This window comes from Bacillus gaemokensis (genome assembly GCF_001590835.1).
Taxonomy (GTDB): Bacteria; Bacillota; Bacilli; order Bacillales; family Bacillaceae_G; genus Bacillus_A; species Bacillus_A gaemokensis.
Genome location: NZ_LTAQ01000023.1, coordinates 279,240 through 297,124, shown reverse-complemented (window position 1 = coordinate 297,124; position 17,885 = coordinate 279,240). Strand labels below are relative to the sequence as shown.

General features: G+C 34.9%; 14 protein-coding genes and 3 other annotated features. Of the genes, 4 read left to right on the top strand and 10 right to left on the bottom strand.

The window, feature by feature from the left end:
* Positions 1-8: 8 nt before the first annotated feature.
* The 3 genes from aroC to AZF08_RS18365 form a co-directional block, all read right to left on the bottom strand.
* The gene (gene aroC, locus AZF08_RS18375; RefSeq protein WP_033676542.1) at positions 9-1,181 is read right to left on the bottom strand and encodes a chorismate synthase; all 1,173 of its coding nucleotides are present in this window, start codon (positions 1,179-1,181) and stop codon (positions 9-11) included.
* 53 nt (positions 1,182-1,234) lie between these two features.
* Positions 1,235-1,469: a binding site (T-box leader), on the bottom strand.
* Between the two features lie 9 nt (positions 1,470-1,478).
* Complete coding sequence (locus AZF08_RS18370) at positions 1,479-2,555, bottom strand: bifunctional 3-deoxy-7-phosphoheptulonate synthase/chorismate mutase (RefSeq protein WP_033676540.1); 1,077 nt, start codon at positions 2,553-2,555, stop codon at positions 1,479-1,481.
* A gap of 139 nt (positions 2,556-2,694) precedes the next feature.
* Positions 2,695-2,929 (bottom strand) — a binding site (T-box leader).
* 55 nt (positions 2,930-2,984) lie between these two features.
* Positions 2,985-3,220: a binding site (T-box leader), on the bottom strand.
* 122 nt (positions 3,221-3,342) lie between these two features.
* Positions 3,343-6,834, bottom strand: a complete 3,492-nt coding sequence (locus AZF08_RS18365; protein WP_033676538.1) for a DUF4020 domain-containing protein — start codon at positions 6,832-6,834, stop codon at positions 3,343-3,345.
* A 186-nt stretch (positions 6,835-7,020) separates the two neighbouring features.
* Between AZF08_RS18365 and AZF08_RS18360 the strand changes: the two genes are divergently transcribed.
* On the top strand, positions 7,021-7,458 hold the full coding sequence (locus AZF08_RS18360; RefSeq protein WP_033676536.1) for a YndM family protein: 438 nt from the start codon (positions 7,021-7,023) through the stop codon (positions 7,456-7,458).
* A gap of 46 nt (positions 7,459-7,504) precedes the next feature.
* Here the strand turns inward: AZF08_RS18360 and AZF08_RS18355 are convergent, their stop codons facing one another.
* From AZF08_RS18355 to AZF08_RS18345, 3 genes are all read right to left on the bottom strand, one after another.
* Positions 7,505-8,845 (bottom strand): D-serine ammonia-lyase, encoded by a 1,341-nt coding sequence (locus AZF08_RS18355; RefSeq protein WP_033676534.1) that lies wholly within the window; start codon positions 8,843-8,845, stop codon positions 7,505-7,507.
* Positions 8,846-8,861: 16 nt separating this feature from the next.
* Positions 8,862-9,386, bottom strand: coding sequence for a cysteine hydrolase family protein (locus AZF08_RS18350; protein WP_033676632.1), 525 nt, complete (start codon positions 9,384-9,386; stop codon positions 8,862-8,864).
* Positions 9,387-9,470: 84 nt separating this feature from the next.
* Complete coding sequence (locus tag AZF08_RS18345) at positions 9,471-10,007, bottom strand: GNAT family N-acetyltransferase (RefSeq protein ID WP_033676532.1); 537 nt, start codon at positions 10,005-10,007, stop codon at positions 9,471-9,473.
* Between the two features lie 235 nt (positions 10,008-10,242).
* On the opposite strand from AZF08_RS18345, the gene AZF08_RS18340 reads away from it, so the two are divergent.
* The gene (locus AZF08_RS18340; RefSeq protein WP_033676529.1) at positions 10,243-10,683 is read left to right on the top strand and encodes an SgcJ/EcaC family oxidoreductase; all 441 of its coding nucleotides are present in this window, start codon (positions 10,243-10,245) and stop codon (positions 10,681-10,683) included.
* Between the two features lie 467 nt (positions 10,684-11,150).
* Here AZF08_RS18340 and AZF08_RS18335 read toward each other — a convergent pair whose 3' ends face one another.
* Complete coding sequence (locus tag AZF08_RS18335) at positions 11,151-11,810, bottom strand: 2OG-Fe(II) oxygenase (protein ID WP_051725860.1); 660 nt, start codon at positions 11,808-11,810, stop codon at positions 11,151-11,153.
* A gap of 337 nt (positions 11,811-12,147) precedes the next feature.
* Here AZF08_RS18335 and AZF08_RS32220 point away from each other — a divergent pair, with 337 nt between their 5' ends.
* Entirely contained in the window at positions 12,148-12,357 is a 210-nt protein-coding gene (locus AZF08_RS32220) for a transposase domain-containing protein (RefSeq protein ID WP_153019553.1), read from the top strand.
* A 206-nt stretch (positions 12,358-12,563) separates the two neighbouring features.
* Here the strand turns inward: AZF08_RS32220 and AZF08_RS18330 are convergent, their stop codons facing one another.
* Complete coding sequence (locus tag AZF08_RS18330; protein ID WP_033676524.1) at positions 12,564-13,388, bottom strand: VanW family protein; 825 nt, start codon at positions 13,386-13,388, stop codon at positions 12,564-12,566.
* Between the two features lie 1,062 nt (positions 13,389-14,450).
* Positions 14,451-15,110, bottom strand: coding sequence for a DJ-1/PfpI family protein (locus AZF08_RS18325; protein WP_033676522.1), 660 nt, complete (start codon positions 15,108-15,110; stop codon positions 14,451-14,453).
* Positions 15,111-15,260: 150 nt separating this feature from the next.
* On the opposite strand from AZF08_RS18325, the gene AZF08_RS18320 reads away from it, so the two are divergent.
* The gene (locus AZF08_RS18320) at positions 15,261-16,163 is read left to right on the top strand and encodes a LysR family transcriptional regulator (protein WP_033676520.1); all 903 of its coding nucleotides are present in this window, start codon (positions 15,261-15,263) and stop codon (positions 16,161-16,163) included.
* A gap of 400 nt (positions 16,164-16,563) precedes the next feature.
* On the opposite strand, the gene AZF08_RS18315 is transcribed toward AZF08_RS18320, so the two are convergent.
* Positions 16,564-17,727, bottom strand: coding sequence for an oxalate decarboxylase family bicupin (locus AZF08_RS18315; RefSeq protein ID WP_033676518.1), 1,164 nt, complete (start codon positions 17,725-17,727; stop codon positions 16,564-16,566).
* Positions 17,728-17,885: the final 158 nt, after the last annotated feature.

Sequence of the window (17,885 nt, the reverse complement as noted above, 5' to 3'; positions counted from 1 at the left end):
ATCCTTTTTTAAAATGCTTTGGCATATTCGTTATGTTGCATAATATTTTGTTTGAGTAATTCCATACGATCTTTCCCAAATTGTTCAACTAATGCAGTTGCAAGTTCCCACGCAACAACAGATTCTGCAACAACACTTGCAGCTGGAACTGCGCAACTATCAGATCGTTCAATGCTTGCTTGGAATGCTTCTTTCGTATCGATATCTACACTTGCCAGTGGTTTATATAATGTTGGAATTGGCTTCATTACACCTCTTACAACAATCGGCATCCCTGTTGTCATACCGCCTTCTAATCCACCTGCGTTATTTGTTTTTCTTGTGTAACCCTTTTCTTCATCCCATAAGATTTCATCATGAACCGTACTTCCAGGCTGCCTTGCCGCTTCAAATCCAATGCCAATCTCTGCACCTTTGAAAGCATTAATGCTCATAATCGCTCCTGCAAGCTTTGCATCTAATTTACGATCATAATGTACATAACTACCAACGCCAATTGGCATTCCTTCCGCAATTACTTCTACAATTCCCCCTATTGAATCACCAGTTCTTTTTGCTGTATCAATGGCATCCATCATCTGTTGTTCCACCTCTTTATCTAGACAACGAACAGGTGAATTTTCTGTAATTTTTTGGATTTCACCGATTGGTAATCCCTCTATACTGTTTGCTTTTATCCCTCCAATTTCAAGGACATGCCCAGCAATTTGAACACCTAATTCTTTTAAAATTTGTTTCGCCACCGCACCAGCAGCTACCCTCACTGTCGTCTCTCTTGCAGAAGAACGTTCTAAAACATTTCGTATATCACGGTGACCATATTTAATTGCACCATTTAAGTCTGCATGTCCTGGACGTGGCTTTGTAATCGTACGTTTCATTTCTTTACTTTCTTGTTCTGAAATAGGTTCAGCTCCCATTACCTTCGTCCAATGTTTAAAGTCATCATTTTTTACGATTAATGTAATTGGTGAACCAAGTGTCATTCCATGGCGTACACCACTTACAATCTCTACTGTATCTGTTTCAATTTGCATACGTCTCCCGCGGCCATGTCCTTTTTGTCTTCTTAATAATTCAGTATTAATATCTTCTGCCTGTAACGATAATCCAGCAGGTACACCTTCTAAAATAACTGTTAATTGCGGACCATGTGATTCTCCGGCTGTAATATATCTCATTTCTCTTACCCCTTTATTATTTTTTTGTACAAAAAAGTCCCTACTGAGCGCTCAGTAGGGACGATTATTATCGCGGTACCACCCTAATTGTAGACTATTTTTGTCTACCTCTTATCATTGTTAACGATCTATATGACCGTCTTTCCCTTCATAAAGATCTTTATCTCTACTACGAAAAAGATGCTCTAGGGCTGTAATTCATGCTTATCTTTGTACTGATTCTCACCAGCCATCAGCTCTCTTCAAACAGGGAGATAAGCACTACTGTTTCCCTTTCTATGCATATTCAATATGAAATTAAGATAATTTATTTTTGAAGCCTTTTAACTCTTCCATGAATCTATGGAACTCCGGAATATCCATTTGCTGTGCAGAATCAGATAATGCAACTGCTGGGTCTGGATGTACCTCTGCCATAACTGCATCTGCTCCAATTGCTAGCGCTGCTTTTGCCGTAGGTAATAATAAATCTCTGCGTCCTGTTGAGTGTGTTACGTCCACAACAACTGGTAAATGTGTTTCTTTCTTTAAAATCGGCACTGCAGAGATATCTAACGTATTACGTGTCGCTCTTTCGTATGTGCGAATACCACGCTCACATAGTATAATTTGATCATTTCCTTGTGCGATAATGTATTCCGCTGCATTAATGAATTCATCAATCGTCGCTGCTAAACCACGTTTTAATAATACAGGTTTATTTACTTTTCCTACCGCTCTTAATAAATCGAAGTTTTGCATGTTTCGTGCACCAACTTGGATTACATCAACGTAATCAAGAGCCATTTCTACATCATTTGGATTTAAAATTTCACTAATAATCGCTAAATCAAACTCATCAGCTACTTGGCGTAAAATTTGTAATCCTTCAATCCCAAGTCCTTGGAAATCGTATGGTGATGTTCTCGGTTTGAAAGCACCGCCACGCATTAATTTTAATCCTTGTTGTTTCATCGCTTTTGCAACTTCGCGAACTTGTTCTAAACTTTCTACAGCACAAGGCCCCATAATGAATGTTTGCGTTCCATTTCCTAACAGTTCACCTTTAACATCAACAACTGTATTTTCTTTTTTCTTTTTACGTGAAACAAGTAATGCTTTTCGATTATCGTCTTCCTGTAATTCTAAGCTTGCTTTAAAAATAGTTTTGAAAATGTGCTGAACTGTCGAAGTTTCGAATGGTCCTTCATTATGTTCTGCGATCATATCAAGTACTTCGCGCTCACGTACTGGATCAAAACGTTTCGTACCTTGCACTTGCTTTTGTTCCCCAATCTTCTGAACAACTTTACCTCGTTCATTTAATAGCTCAAGTAACTGCAAATTGATTTTATCCACCTGTTTACGTAATTGTTCTAATTCATGATTTGCCATGTTAAAATCCTCCTTTAATGTTTAAAAAATATGGTAAGAGAATAAAAATTCTCTATTTTCTGAACCTGAAAGTTATACAAACTTATTATGAGATCGATACCGCCTTTTATGTGTACAAAAAATCCCTACTGATCCAATCAGTAGGGACGATATTTATCGCGGTACCACCCTAGTTGCAGACTTGTTTCGTCTACCTCTCTTCACTGTTAACGATCATTTGACCGTCTTTCCCTTCATAAAGAAAACAATTCTTTACTACGAGAAAGATGCTCCAGGACTGTAATTCGCACTTGTTTTTGTACTGGTTCACACCAACCACCAGCTCTCTGTTACAGGGAAACAACTACTACTTCTTTTCCTTTCACCGCATTCAATATTTCATTTTCAAGTTGGACCACAAAAATACAAAAAGTCCCTACTGATCCAATCAGTAGGGACGATATTTATCGCGGTACCACCCTAATTGCAGACTTATTTCGTCTACCTCTCTTCACTGTTAACGATCTATTAGACCGCTTTTTCCTCATAAAGAATTTATAAATCTTTAATCCGAAAAAGATGCTCCAGGACTGTAATTCATGGTTATCCCTGTACTGATTCGCACCAACCATCAGCTCTCTGTTACAGTAAGATCCTCACTACTGTGATCCCTTCATTGCTTTTTGTTTATTCAAATGTTTGTGAAATTAAATAAGTATGATTCGTATTATAGAATGCTTTTTCAAATACTGTCAACAACTTTTTATTTATTTTAAAAAAATACACGCTTTCCCTACAATCTTTCTTATCAATTTACAATTACAATTCCAATACGAATCATTTCATTTTGAATGGCTACTAACAAATAATGATCTACCTGGCACTCTATTAATACTTGTTTTATCTGGCTGATTTCATGTTCAAAAGAATACACTTCTTGAAGAGTTTGTAGCAATACAAAAAACATTTTGGCATACGTTTCCGCATGATACCTCACGCTTTCTTTCTTTTCCAAAATCAGCATAAATAATTGTTTTATTTCTTCTTGTTCATCGTGTTCTATCGGCTGTGGAAAACGGCTAAGAATTGTTTGTACTCCCTTTTCTGTAACTTCATCCATACACAGAACTAAGCGTAAAAACATCACATATTCCCTGCCTGTTATCGGACTCATTTTTGGACGTTCTATTAGAAATCCAGATAACCAAGATTCCCAAAATTTTTGCTGTTCTCTTACGCTGAGCGTTTTCACATAGTAACATAAATGCATCATAAATTTAATTTTTTCATTCTCTTTTTCTTTCTCTTGTATAAAAAGTGGGTATAACCAGTCAGCTCTCTGCTCCCAGTATAATATGCATCTAATAAATACAAAACTAAGCCATTTTAAAAACGCTGCTTTTGTATATGGGTGCAATAATTCTAAATGCTCCACTGCATATTTAATATATCTCTTCATCTCTGAAAATAACGGCAAGTTGATTTGCGTGTAGCAAAGTCCTGCCCATGCATATTTTATTGCTTCTCCTTCCCTTTTTAAATCCAGGTATGGTAAAAGGTATTTTCTGCACCATTGTTTCTCAATATGATACAAGAATGTTACATCCGCCGTTAATCGGGCGAACATAAAACTTGTACGCTGAGAGCATGCTCGTATTTGCTCTTCAAATAAAAATAAATATTCATGGATGTTCCGATCATATAAATGATCATATGCTAAAAGCTTTAATAATACCGATGTCATTTTCCCTACGGGATGCTGAATAGATTCATTATAGAAGTCGTGTTCACCTTTCTTGAAATCCGCATCCCCCTTCATTACCTGAGGAAATAAAGAAAAAGCAAAGCGTTTCACAGCACGTATACTATTCTCTTGAAATTCTTCTAACCGATTGCTAATTTCATATAAAAAACTGCTAATAAGCCAATGATAAGCTGAATTCCGAACAAATTGTTGCAATAGCGGAATAATTTTTTGTATCTGTTGATTTGTAAGTTTTCGACTGTTCCTCCATTCCCTAATACAGACGAACCATACATCATCACTTACCTCATTTTCTCCTGTTAATTGATACGCAAGTGAAATACTCCAATCTATATTCAACTTACACGCTTTTGATAACATTTCTAAAAAGTGTCTCTGCTCAAAAATACCATCATGAGAAAATAGCATCACTTGCTTTATTATTTCATGGTCTTTCAATTGTAATAATCCATCTGCTGTTACGTTACAAGTAATGCTTTGCACCACTGTATCTTTCTTTTCTTCACTGTACCGATTTGAAGAAAAGTGCGGATGTTTTTGCTTCATCATATTATATGCTGCAACTGTACAATCACTCTTTGGATCACATGCATAAAGCAAATCTATTAAGAGACAAACATCAAAAGCTCTTTCTTTTACAAGATGGTTCACCACTCTTCGAATCACTTCTTGCTTTGTTTCTTCTAAAGTAAATGAATAATGATTCTTTAAAAATTGAAATACTTCATCTTTATACGTAAAGTCTAAAAGCAGCTTTTGTTTGAATAGCCAATTTACTTTTTCGTCATCAGTTACAAATGTATTGTTACTCATCGCTTCAATCGCGATTCGTTTTTGCAAGATACTATCTGTTTCTACCATTTGAGCAATATAGTATCCTGCCTTCGCTTCGCTATTTTTACATAAATATGTAAGGCACTCTTTCACAATACGGATTAAAAATGTAAAATCCTTCGGCTGTAAATCATGCTCAGAGAATTCAACGGAATGATACATAGCTGCATCTCTCTTCTTTAAAGCAGTTTGTCTTAACGATAACATTTGGATTTTTTCCAATCCCATAATCATAATTGGGCTTGCAAAATACGAGATATGCGGTTTCATTTTTTCATCCCAAATTCGTTGTACATGTGAAAATACTGGGACAGGTAAACGACTCGATTCCTCTAATTCAATTGAATCCTGCATATCATTTTCCCATCTTCTCACACGTTTTAATTTAATTTTCCCATCCAAAATAAATGTTAACAATAACACAATGATTTCTTTATGTTCTGGAAACGAACACTTATGTAACAAGTATGAAACCTGTTCAATAGAACCGCTATTCTTCTCTGCAGTTTCTAATAAAAGCAATGTCCATTTTGCAAATAATAAAGGCTCCATTGGCTCTTTCATCTCGTTTAAATATGCACAAATGGTTCCCCATAACAATGGAGATATTTTAGAATGATTTTTGAAAATAAGTTGAAATAATTCTTTTTGATGACTAAAAAGAAATTGTTTTACAAGCCACTCCGCAAGCAATTCTTCCACTTCATCATAAACAGACGTAATCATAAATAAATTTTGTAGTTTTCCTTCTGCCTCAAGCCACTCTACCCATTCATAATCTCTAGCAAATTCTACAAAATACCGGAGTGTTTCAATTTTTTTAATTGATTGCTTTACATATGATAATTGCTCTTGTTCAACTGATGGAGGGACTGTCACAATATCACGAATCCTCATTCTTTTTGTAATATAATTATCTCCCATCAATTCAGCCCAGCGCTTTACTGCTTTGACAAGCGCTTGATGATTGTTTGACTTATTTGGATACACAATCGGCCTTACTCCTAAGTGTTCCCAATGATATGTATTATCACCTTGCGCTACAAAAGCATATCGCCTTGTACTCGGTGGTAAACCTGTCGCTAAATATTTCATTACAGGGTCATTATGGCTATACCCAATGAACAATACTGTATAATTTGAAAATAAATCAACTAAAAATCTTCTCGCCCACCCTTCAGTTAAGTAAGCCCTTCCAAAATCTCCATCCGTTAATATTAAATTTTCTTTTTCTTGCTCTACATTTCCATGTATATATGCTAATCCTTTAAACGCTCTTCCAGTTGGCAAGGCAGGTGCATAATAGATGTTGATATCTCGATTCATTTCTCCAATTACAGTCGTAAAGTGTTGATCAAAGTTCGTTGTAACAATACGAACAGCTGTATCCACCGAAAAAAGCCGAGGAATTGCATAGTGTAATGGATTCGGCTTTGAATTTTTCACATCAACAAGGTCTCGTGCAACTTGATGTACATCTTTTGTTTTCGCAATTTTTCCAAGATAATAGTCATGTGGTTCTGTGATTTCACGCTTTTCGACATATAACGTTTCCGCAATTTCATCAACTAAATCATCGAAATTTGGTAAGTTTGATTTTCCTTTCATAGAAACTCCTGCTCCGACAAATAATACAAGTTTCCCTTGCTCAAGATTATCAAATAGTTCATCTGGAATTTCTACTTCTGAAGTAATCCACATTTGGATCCCCCCTTACCTAAAAATGTCATACACTCACATTTTACTATAACATTTTTTAAGTATTTTTTTAATTTTTCAACAAATTATTAAACATGAAAAAATTTATTTTTTCATCATCAAAGAGCTATGCGATGTATGAACTTCTCACTTTATAGTAAAACTATGTAGAAACGGGAGGTGTACACGTTGAGCGACATTACTGTAGTGCTTATTAAATTCATATCGTGTATCATTGCTTTTGCTATCGGGCTTGATTTATTTTTCGATGCAACAATTGTTGATGTTATTTCCTTTAGCCTGTTTGTAACAATCGTTTCTTATATGTTTGTTGATAAAATCCTTTTGAACCGCATTGGCAATTCCGCTGCTATTATGGCTGACTTTTTGTTAACATATTTAAGCGTGTGGATTTTCGGTAATATTTTATTGGACAATTATATGCAAATTGCTTGGGGCAGTATTCTTTCTGCTATTGTCTTTACATTATCTGAAGTATTTGTGCATCGCTTTTCCCCTTCGTATGAGCGACGTAATAACGAAAAAATCCGTATAAATCGTCGCCTCGCATATGGAACTGAATTTGCTGAAGAACAAAACATATTAGATAAAGATAAGAAGAAATAAGAAAAGAAGGACATCATTATAACGCTAATGACGTCCTTCTTTTACATTACTTTCCTTTTTGATAATATTGCTCCATTACTTGTTTCGGTACCATACCACCGCCGGTTGCCCACATCATATGCACGGCATGTTTCATCTTCTCTGACAAATTATTTCTTTGTATATATTGTTTCTGTTTATATAGTTGTACTGGTCCATATACACCGGCTAATGCAGAAGGCTCTAAAGCTTTATTTTCTGTGTCAACAAAAGCTTTCAATAATGTATACAGCTTCTCATCCTGTACTGTATAACAACCACTTAACAGTGGTTCAATCGTTTTGCCAACAAATCCAGATGCTCTCCCAACCGCAAGTCCATCTGCCTCAGTAACATTATCAATACCAAAATCCTGAACTGATACTTCATCGTGAAGCCCTGTAACTAAACCAAGTAGCATACACGGTGAATGTGTCGGTTCTGCAAAGAAACAATGCACATGATCACCAAATAATAATTTCAAACCAAATGCTACGCCACCAGGACCTCCGCCAACACCACATGGCAAATACACAAACAATGGGCGCTCCGCATCTACTTGAATATTCATATCCTCAAGCTGTTTTTTAACGCGTGAGGCAGCAACTGCATAACCCCAAAATAAATGCTTTGAATTTTCATCATCAATAAAATAACAGCTCGTATCTTGCTCAGCTTGCTTTCTCCCCTCTTCTACTGCCTTACTGTAGTCAGATGCATACTCAACAACCGTTACTCCTTTACTACGTAACAGCTCTTTTTTCCATTCTTTCGCATCTGCTGACATATGTACAGTCACTTGAAATCCTAATTTCGCACTCATAATACCAATACTTAACCCTAAGTTACCTGTCGAACCTACTGCGATTGAATATTGAGAAAAAAACTCACGGAATGTATCACTATCTAACTTTGCATAATCATCTTTTTCACCAAGCAAATCATGCTCCATCGCTAGCTTTTCTGCATGCTGCAATACTTCATAAATACCACCACGTGCTTTAATAGATCCTGAAATCGGCAACTCATTATCACATTTTAATAAAAATGTCCCGGGCATTTCTTGTTCAAATGTATTCTCCAAATGTTTTTTCATGAGTGTGGTTTCTACAAGTGGTGATTCAATGATACCACTCATCTCTTTTGTTTCTGGGAAGACTTTTGCTATGTACGGCGCAAATCGCAGCAAACGTTCTTCCGCATCTTTTACATCTTCTTTCGTTAAAACAAAATTCCGCTCCGCTTTTTCATATGAAACGTAGTTTGGATTCTCCCAAAACACTTCATTTGTTGCAATTACATCTTCTAAAATTGGATATTCACTTTTCCATGCTTTTAATGATTTTCCTTTTACAGCGCTAATTGACATAGTAATCCCTCCCAAACTACCTTTCTATCTCTATACTTTTTAAATCTACAATATCAGCAAACCAACCTAATACTGCATTATGGTGCTTAACAATATCTTCTGCACGTAATTGCTCCGAGTCGAACGTACTATGCGCATCACGAACTAAGGTTACTTTATAACCTTCACTAAAGGCGCTACGTGTTGTTGTATCCACACAGTATTCTGTTTGCATTCCCGAAATAAGTAGATGTTCAATTCCTTCATTTCGCAAAACTTCACCTAGGTTCGTTTTATAAAATGAATCTGGTGTTTCTTTTTCAACAATTACATCATTTTCTTTTGGAGCAATTGCAGAATGAATATGCCATCCCGGTTCTCCTTTTTCTAAAGGATGCCCCTTTGGTCCATTATGCTGTACATATATAACAGGAATGTCATTCGAACGACATTTTTGAATTAACTCTTGTAACGTTTCTAACAATTTTTGACCATTATATACTGGTCCTCCCGCTGTATACATACCTTCTTGCACATCTATTACTACTAATGCTTTCTTCATCATACATCGCTCCCCTTTTTAATACAAACGCTTACATACTTATCGTAATATAGAACTCATTCAAAGCAAAATCACTAAGTACCTTTATCGTCTATACTCCATCATCCAACAATCTTCTAATTTCCCTTCGTGTAGCTCATGCTTTTTTAATCTTTTCATTTTTTTAAATCCACACTTTTCATAACAACGAATCGCACGTTCATTACTCATTCTTGGATCTATTGCAATTGCTTCTGCCCCTAACTCATCCATAATATATGTAATCGTACCTTTCACAAGCTCTGTGCCGATTCCTTCATTCCAATATACTGGTTCTCCAATAAACTGATCCATCCCCCATACATTTTGATTTCCCATGTATCCGTATAGCTTTTTCCACTCTGAATCTACAGGGTAAATTTGTATGTAACCAATTGATTCTCCAGCGTATTCTACTAGACACCTTTTTTCATCACTCTTTGGATTATGAATAAAATGAGTACGCACTTTCTCTGGAGATTGTGGATTATCTCTGCCTTCGTAATACTGTAAAACTTCAGGATTTGTTAACCATTTTGATATGATGTTCACATCATCTTCTATTACATATCTAATCGATAACCTTCCCTGTTGAAATAACATACTTCCCCTCCTTATTCATAATATTATAATATTCTAGACTCATTAAGTTAACTCTTCTTATTAGACAGCGACGAATACATTTTAGAGAAAAATATAAATAAAGGCATATAAAATTGACTTTCCATCATACCTTGGTACAATTTTTCTCTTAAAAAATACTACTATTGTTGGATGTTATGACAACTTCCCTTTAGTAAACTATAGATATCAAACTAACGTAGGAGGAGGAATGAATATGTCTAGAGGCTATGATTCAAAAGAAAATCAGCAAGAAGAAATGAAAGCAATTAAGCGAACAATCACCGAAATGGAAACTGCATTTAATACACATGATGCAGATGAATTAGATCGTCACTTCACTTTAAATGCCACATGGGTAAATGTGCTCGGCGAACGGCTATCAGGTTGGAAGCAAATCAATGAAGTGCACAAAGTTATTTTGACAGGTCCACTTCGTAACTCATATGCTTGTTATAAAGTTGAAAGCATTAACTTTGTACGTTCAGATGTAGCTATCGCACATATTAGACAATACCCAACAACCTCTGAAGGAGAAATAATAAAAGATGGGCAAGGCAGTCTGGCGATTTATGTAATGGTTAAAGAAAAAGAAACGTGGCAACTCGCAGCAGGACAGAACACCCTCATTCAAGCCCCCACTCATACTGACGTTTAATTTAATCTATGGTGAAAGTAAATTCATATACCGAAAACTTATAAGTGTAGTATTTACAGTCCTTTATTAACAATTTTATTTGTTTATAAAAGGATTCATTAAAAATAAACGTCTATAAATTCATCCAAATTACCTTTATAAATTTTTTTAGAAACGAGCAAATGTGTGCCTAAAGGTGTCTATTTTTTGGAGTAATGTTCCAAAATTCAGATTTTGACCTTTAGGAACACATATAGTTTTGAAAAAAAGTTTAATCAAAAATATCAATTGAATGTGCATTTTGAGCCAAATAAAAATAATCCATTTTGAAAAAAATTAATCAAGATGGATTATTATCCAGCAGATTTAAGTTTCAGTTTTATAAAAAAGTTTGATCATTCTCTACCTGTGTGGCTCCACAATTGCGCCCTTTTCTTAAATAAACCAGAAGTCGAAAAACGATAAAAAACTCGTAATTGAGTGTTATCTTAATACAAAGGTCTTCTTCTTATCCATTGCGTCGCAACCCATTTTTCACCTTTGATAACAGGTTCACCGCCATGTAAAGTAAGCTTGTTTAATGATGCATCCTGATAAAAATATTCGAAATATACCGCCATTCCTTTTTTCGGAGATACAGAAAGGTTGAGTTTTGGAAAGAAAGTCTCTCCGCCTTCTTCTACATGATTTAGGTACATGACAAGGGTACTAATACGATTGTTATTTGCTGCCGCACTGTTTTCTGCAAAAAAATCATAATGCGCTTTATATTCTTGGCCAACTGTATACTTTAAAATATGTAACCCTTCTCCATGTGAGGCAGGAACATTCATGATTGAAGCGATTCGTCTTTCGATTCTAGTAACGGCCTCACTTTCTTCTAAAAACGTACCACTACTCGTTCGAATATTATTTATTTTGCGCGAAGCACCAATTTTAGAACGTTTCATTTTATTTTTAGACATTTCAATTAACGTTTCACACTCTTCATCACTTAATACATTTGCTAACACGACAATAAGAGGCTCTTCTAATCTTGAAATAATTTGAATTTCTCTATCTTCTGTTACAATTGTGTTTCCAATGTGGTTAAAAATCGTTAGTTCCTTATTTTCAACTGTTTGATTTTCCATTGTTCTTTTCCCCATCTCCCTTAAAAATGATTGGATATTATGAATATATCACATTTTTCTTTCTATTCGTTTTTTTTAAAAAATTAAAGTGAGGACTGTTCCGTTGTATTTTAAACATTGTCATAAAAAACCTCGACTCCCTTTGGAATCGAGGTTCATAATTTTTCTCTCTATCTCATATTTTGCTAGAAAAAGTGGGGTATACCTACACTGGCAAAAAACGAACTCTCGGGGAATTTGGAGTCAAAATGGGTATACCTCTAGATGATTAAGAAAGTAGAAGCTTACAAATCTGAATAATCCAGCTTTACAATTACACCAATATACAATCTTTTTTCTTCTTTGTTGATAACTGAGCGTCTATATTTTAATTGGTACATATCCCAGGTCATCCTCTTTTTCTTTTAATGAAAACGGGCTGATACCATATGAATACTTGAAGTACATGCTTGAACAAATGCCGAATGGTGACCTAAATGACCCAAGCACAATAGCAAAACTACTTCCATGGGCTCCTGATTTACCATCTACTTGTTTCGTTCCAAAATCAAAAACACAATAAGCAAAGCCCTAGGATAGCTGACTTCACAATTCTATCCTAGGGCCCTTTCTATTGCGATGTGTGAAATACTACTTACTGCTTACATTCGACTTAGTATTTTTATAAAAAAAATCCACTTCAACCATATTTTTTTGCCTTGGAAGATTTTATTTTAAAATTATCTACACAGTTTTTTCAAATATCTTTAGATGAGTGAAAATCCTTTTCTATAAAAAACCCACAATTTTCTCATCATCTACTTCATATTTTACTAAACAATCATTTTCCATGACTAGTTCTTTATCAACTAAGTTACCTGTGACACGATCAACTATTTTTTTATAAACTTTATTTTGTCTGTATACTTGACCATCTACTTTTTTTACAAAACGATGATCTTCTTCAACGATAGAATACTTATATGGAGGATACTGGGATGCCCTAATTTCTCCGTAGATGTATTCTTCGTCAAGATGTAGATTGACTTGATAGGAAATATTTGAATTGTTTCTTAATTTGAGATCAATAATACCATTCATCAAAGTGGCGCCTGTTCCAAATGGAATCACACGTCCATAGTCAGGGAATGGATCGAAACTATGACGATATCTTTCCACTGTTTCCAACTCTGAATGAAGAAACATCCAGTAGAGAAGATTCCCTAACTGACAGAGACCACCGCCTATTCCCTTTATCGCTTCGCCATTCATTAGAATAATTCCTTCTTTATATCCAGCCTTTTTACTGGAATTACCAACAAGATGCCAAAATGAAAATGTTTCTCCCGGTTTAATTACAACCTGGTTTATTTTGCAGATGGCTAGCTTTAGATTGGTGATTTTGTTATATTGCAGCTGTATATCCGTATCACCTAACTTTCTAATAAGCAAAGATTTATGTTTATAAATCCTGTAAGGTAATGGATTTTGTTCAAATGTTTTTGAAAATTTATGACCTTCAAGACGGTCACTTATTTTTTTAAACAGCCTACGTTGTCTGATTCTAATAGGAATTAAAAGAGGAAACCTTTGTGTTAATAATTTTCTTGCCATTGAGAATTGAGCTCCTTTATATATTGTTCATCTATATATCTCAAATTTACACCTTATTCATCATCACTAAGCAAATTGATATGTATTTCTTACTGTATTACCTTATAGTACATATAAAAGGGTTTTACTAACTCATGAGTTAATAGTTAGCGAAGGAATCCTATTTATATACTTACCAGTTTCCATATATCCAATTATAAGTAAACGTCAAGTAGCCCTAAAATATAATACATGAGTGGTATATTTCGGGCCTACTTTTTGTTTGTTTCATTTTTTATTGGTACTCTGCATTTAGATGAATCCATTCGACAAAATGAATCAAATCCCTTCTAAACATACGAATTTTCCATAGGATTGTTCTCGCATATACGGCTTGATGCCCTTGTTTTTGATGAAAAGCAAATCCATCAAGAAGCCACCTTAGTTGCCTTCTTAATATGGTGAGTGGGACATTTGGATGCCCAGTTGGCTAGTCAAACAACACACTTTTAATCTTAGTTTATACCGTCTCAAAAGCTGTACCTTTTGAGACGTATTAAAGACTTCTTGTGTTTTTAGAGGCATGAAAATAAAAAATAAGTCCAAAGAAATATAGAGTACTTTGGACTTATTTTTAGATTTTAGAAGTTACATTTTTCTACCAAAACTCTAGCTATGTTTGTTTATTCAGAATCAATAAGATTAACAGCTCTAACTTTCATGTCTGGTTATAGTATAAAAGCGACATCCATTTCTTTTTAATTCCGATAATTCTAATATTACATATTTTAGATTATATATTATTAGAATACATTCTGTATATAAAATTTAAATACAGGTACTACTGAAACAGACATCTTCAAATCGAAGAAATGTCCTTCTTAATTATGGGTGTTCTAATCTCTTTATTTATCATGTTTTGAATGTATATTTTTGTAGAAAATATATGAATTAGACTAAATCCAATAAGATCAATAATTTGAATATAAGCTAATATACTAAAATATCGCGCTTTTTTTCTTGAGACATGATGTTACCTTAGCTTGATAGATATGAGGATAGAACACACATCCATCCAATAGATTAGGCTTTAAAATATTCAATGTCATTTTTGTAATTGTCGTATGCCCCTTTATACTCCATAACGCGAGCCACTTCAGAAATAAAAGTTTCATCATAACCTGCTCTTCTCAACAAGTGAAAACCCATTTCCATACCAGAAGCGATACCACCTGCAGTTACGATTCTGCCAGTATCAACTATGCGAGCACGACTGATTTTGCAAGCTGGTGCGATTTCCGCTAATCGATCAATTGGCACCTTGCCCATGTTCGTAGCTTCCAAATGATCTGGTTCTTTACGGTTTGTTGCAGGAATACCGTCCAAGAGCCCCATTCTACCGTAAATCCATGAACCTGTACATACACTTGTAAGTAGAGTTGTTTCAGGAAGAGATTGGATGTATTGATGTAGTCGTTTATTATTTGTTTCTTGACGTGTACCAAAGCCACCAGGAATCAAAAATGCATCCAAATCAGGCAAATCATTGAAGCTATAATTAGGATGTACAATAAGACCTGCTTGTGTCTGAATTGTTTTCATAGCATCTCCTATGAGAAAAACATCCAATTCTGGATCAAATCTTCTTGCCACTGAAAATACGCCATAGGGAGCTGCGTAATCAATAATCTCTGCGTCTTTGAAAACGTACACCCCTAATCTAAAACCTTGTTTTTTACTCATTGTTTGTTCCCCCTTTTGCATTATCATATTTTGTGGAGTACTTCTTTCATCTTTACGAGAATTAATATAACATTGAATTAACGATTTTACTTATGAATATATGCGATACGAGCCATTTCATTTCTCGATACCAAGGAGGTTGTTTATACTATGATTGAGTTATTGGAAGGAAAGTTTTTTAAAACATTTATTGCAGTAATTGAAGAAAAAAGCTTTAGTCGAGCTGCGGATAAATTAGGTTATGTCCAATCTACTGTAACCACTCATATTCAGCTATTGGAACAAGCTTGTAAGCAAAAATTATTTCATCGATTATCCAGGGGGGTAAAACCTACAGAAGCTGGTTTGAAGCTCGCTAAATTCGCGTATCAATTTATTCATTTAGGCATGTCTTTAGAGGATGCAATGAATGAATTAGATCAACCAAAAGGAACTGTACATATTCGTATGCAAGAATCTTTTTTCTTAACGCGTATGTCTTCGCTTATTCAAGAATTTATAGGTCAATATCCAAAGATAAAATTAAGACTGGAAACAGGATTTCAGCCAGATATTCTCAACCAAGTCTTAGAACATGCTATAGATTTTGGTATTGTTGCTCGAAATGTGCATCGTAATGATGTTATTTTCTATCCTTTAATAGAGGAAAAGTTAGTTTTTATTGCCTCTGAAACATTGGCACAAAAAGTTGAATCTAAAGGGTTAAACGCACTAAATGATGAAATAGCAATAAGTTTCGGAACAAGCTGTTTATACCATACTCAGGCTAACAAGACTTTGCAGGAAGCTGGAATTGAGGGAAACAGTGCATTAGAGTTTCAAAGTATTGAAATGATCAAACAAGCTGTGAAATGTGGAATTGGTTTTGCATTAATTCCGGAAATAGCTGTAAAAAAAGAACTTGAAAAAGAACAATTCAAAACGTTGCCATTGTGTCCGCCAATTTTCTCGACACACGGGCTTATTGTTCATAAAGATAGGGAGTTAAGCTTTCCGGCAAAATTATTTAAGTCCCAAATAATCGATCATTTTTCCTCAGGGACGAATACGTAACCGAAACTGTGTAGACTTTTTATTTTGGGATAGTTAAATATTTTAGCTTGATGGATGTGGGGTGCTCCCCCATTAAAAGTAACGTGGTTCAAGTCGGAGGAAGGCACTCGTTAGGGTGTCTGTTCTTTTTGAAAAAGCCCACCTATTTCGCAGGTAGGCTTTTCGCTTTATTGTACACTATTGTGTAATTATTTCATAACAAAGAAAAGCACCCTTAATGGATGCTTTTTATAAATTATATATATTTTCAATATGTTTCTTCATTTTTTCTTTATATGTTAGTCGTTATATATTCGCACCAGAACCATCTTGTCGATTTATATAAGAGATTTGGATGGAAATCTCATTAAAATTATCAAACTACTGAGAACTTAGTACAAGTCACTCTATGAGAAATATGTTATTTGTTTTTATTTTCAAATTTCACAACTGGATGCTTCTCGTTATGGAGTGATGTAAGGAATTTTTTGTTCACATCAAGAGTTTCAAGAACTAGCTGTTGAGGTGTAAGTGCTAGCCACTGGTTTAATGAAATATCAGCGTAATGATCACTTTTAAATATTTCCAAAAAGTATAATGGTTCATCACCGATATTTTCTACATAATGTCCCATTGCAAATGGAACATAGCCAACATCTCCAGCTTGAAAATTAAATGTACGGGCATGACCGTCAGCAGCGAATACCGTCATTTTTGCTTTACCTGAGATATAATATTGCCATTCATCCGTATTTGGGTGCCAATGGAGTTCTCTCATTGCACCAGGTAATACTTCAACCAGAGCAGATGCAATAGTTTTGGATGCCTTGAAATTAGAAGAATCAGCAATCCATACTCTACCACCACTTGATTTAATTGGTTTTTGCTTTAATAATTCATATTTAAAAGGGTTAGGAACAGTACCATTTGGACTTTCTACTCGATCATTATCAATAGAGCCTGGAACTTCTTCTTGAAACATGTACTTCTCTTCTTTAGGCAATCCTTTAAGAAGTTCTTTAGAAACTCCAAAGTTCTTCGCAATTACGTCTATAGGAGTATGTGCTAACCAATCTGTAACTTGAAATGTGCTATTTTCAGAAAACTTACCATCATCAAATACTAACAAAAATTCAGCACCATCTTTTAAACCTTGAATAGAATGAGGGAGGCCAGATGGAAAGTACCATAAGTCACCTTCCTTTACATCAGCGATAAAGTTGCGACCGTCAGCATCAATAGAAGTGATGCGTGCCTCACCATACATCATGTATGCCCACTCTGCTTCTTTATGCCAATGTAACTCCCTAATTGCTCCAGGTTTTAAACGCATGTTAACAGCAGCAATTGAGTGTGAAATGGGAAGTTCACGAACAGTTACCTCACGTGCATAACCACCCTGTTCTAATCGGTTATGTGTATCAGAAAATGAAAACTTCATATTATCAACTGTACCACTATCTGTTTCAGGAGACACTAGCATATCAGGGTTCTGGCGATCCAGTTCAATGTTACGTGGTATTTTAACAGTAGCCCCTTTATCCCCTCGAATTGGTTCTGGAATTTTTTGCTCTACATTTATCATTTTAACTTCCCCTTTCTATTTCATTATGTGAATGAATAAAAACAGAGATGTATCAACTTCTTAAAATGTATTTGCATAACAAGAGTATACCTATTTTGAAGTTTTTGGAATAAAATTAAATATTTTTCAAAATTTGTCTGACCTTATATATTTTCATA

Excerpts from the sequence above, each read along its gene's own strand:
- aroC (WP_033676542.1), bottom strand. The coding sequence starts at position 1,181 with ATGAGATATATTACAGCCGGAGAATCACATGGTCCGCAATTAACAGTT.
- AZF08_RS18370 (WP_033676540.1), bottom strand. The coding sequence starts at position 2,555 with ATGGCAAATCATGAATTAGAACAATTACGTAAACAGGTGGATAAAATC.
- AZF08_RS18365 (WP_033676538.1), bottom strand. The coding sequence starts at position 6,834 with ATGTGGATTACTTCAGAAGTAGAAATTCCAGATGAACTATTTGATAAT.
- AZF08_RS18355 (WP_033676534.1), bottom strand. The coding sequence starts at position 8,845 with ATGTCAATTAGCGCTGTAAAAGGAAAATCATTAAAAGCATGGAAAAGT.
- AZF08_RS18350 (WP_033676632.1), bottom strand. The coding sequence starts at position 9,386 with ATGAAGAAAGCATTAGTAGTAATAGATGTGCAAGAAGGTATGTATACA.
- AZF08_RS18345 (WP_033676532.1), bottom strand. The coding sequence starts at position 10,007 with ATGTTATTTCAACAGGGAAGGTTATCGATTAGATATGTAATAGAAGAT.
- AZF08_RS18340 (WP_033676529.1), top strand. The coding sequence starts at position 10,243 with ATGTCTAGAGGCTATGATTCAAAAGAAAATCAGCAAGAAGAAATGAAA.
- AZF08_RS18335 (WP_051725860.1), bottom strand. The coding sequence starts at position 11,810 with ATGGGGAAAAGAACAATGGAAAATCAAACAGTTGAAAATAAGGAACTA.
- AZF08_RS18330 (WP_033676524.1), bottom strand. The coding sequence starts at position 13,388 with ATGGCAAGAAAATTATTAACACAAAGGTTTCCTCTTTTAATTCCTATT.
- AZF08_RS18325 (WP_033676522.1), bottom strand. The coding sequence starts at position 15,110 with ATGAGTAAAAAACAAGGTTTTAGATTAGGGGTGTACGTTTTCAAAGAC.
- AZF08_RS18320 (WP_033676520.1), top strand. The coding sequence starts at position 15,261 with ATGATTGAGTTATTGGAAGGAAAGTTTTTTAAAACATTTATTGCAGTA.
- AZF08_RS18315 (WP_033676518.1), bottom strand. The coding sequence starts at position 17,727 with ATGATAAATGTAGAGCAAAAAATTCCAGAACCAATTCGAGGGGATAAA.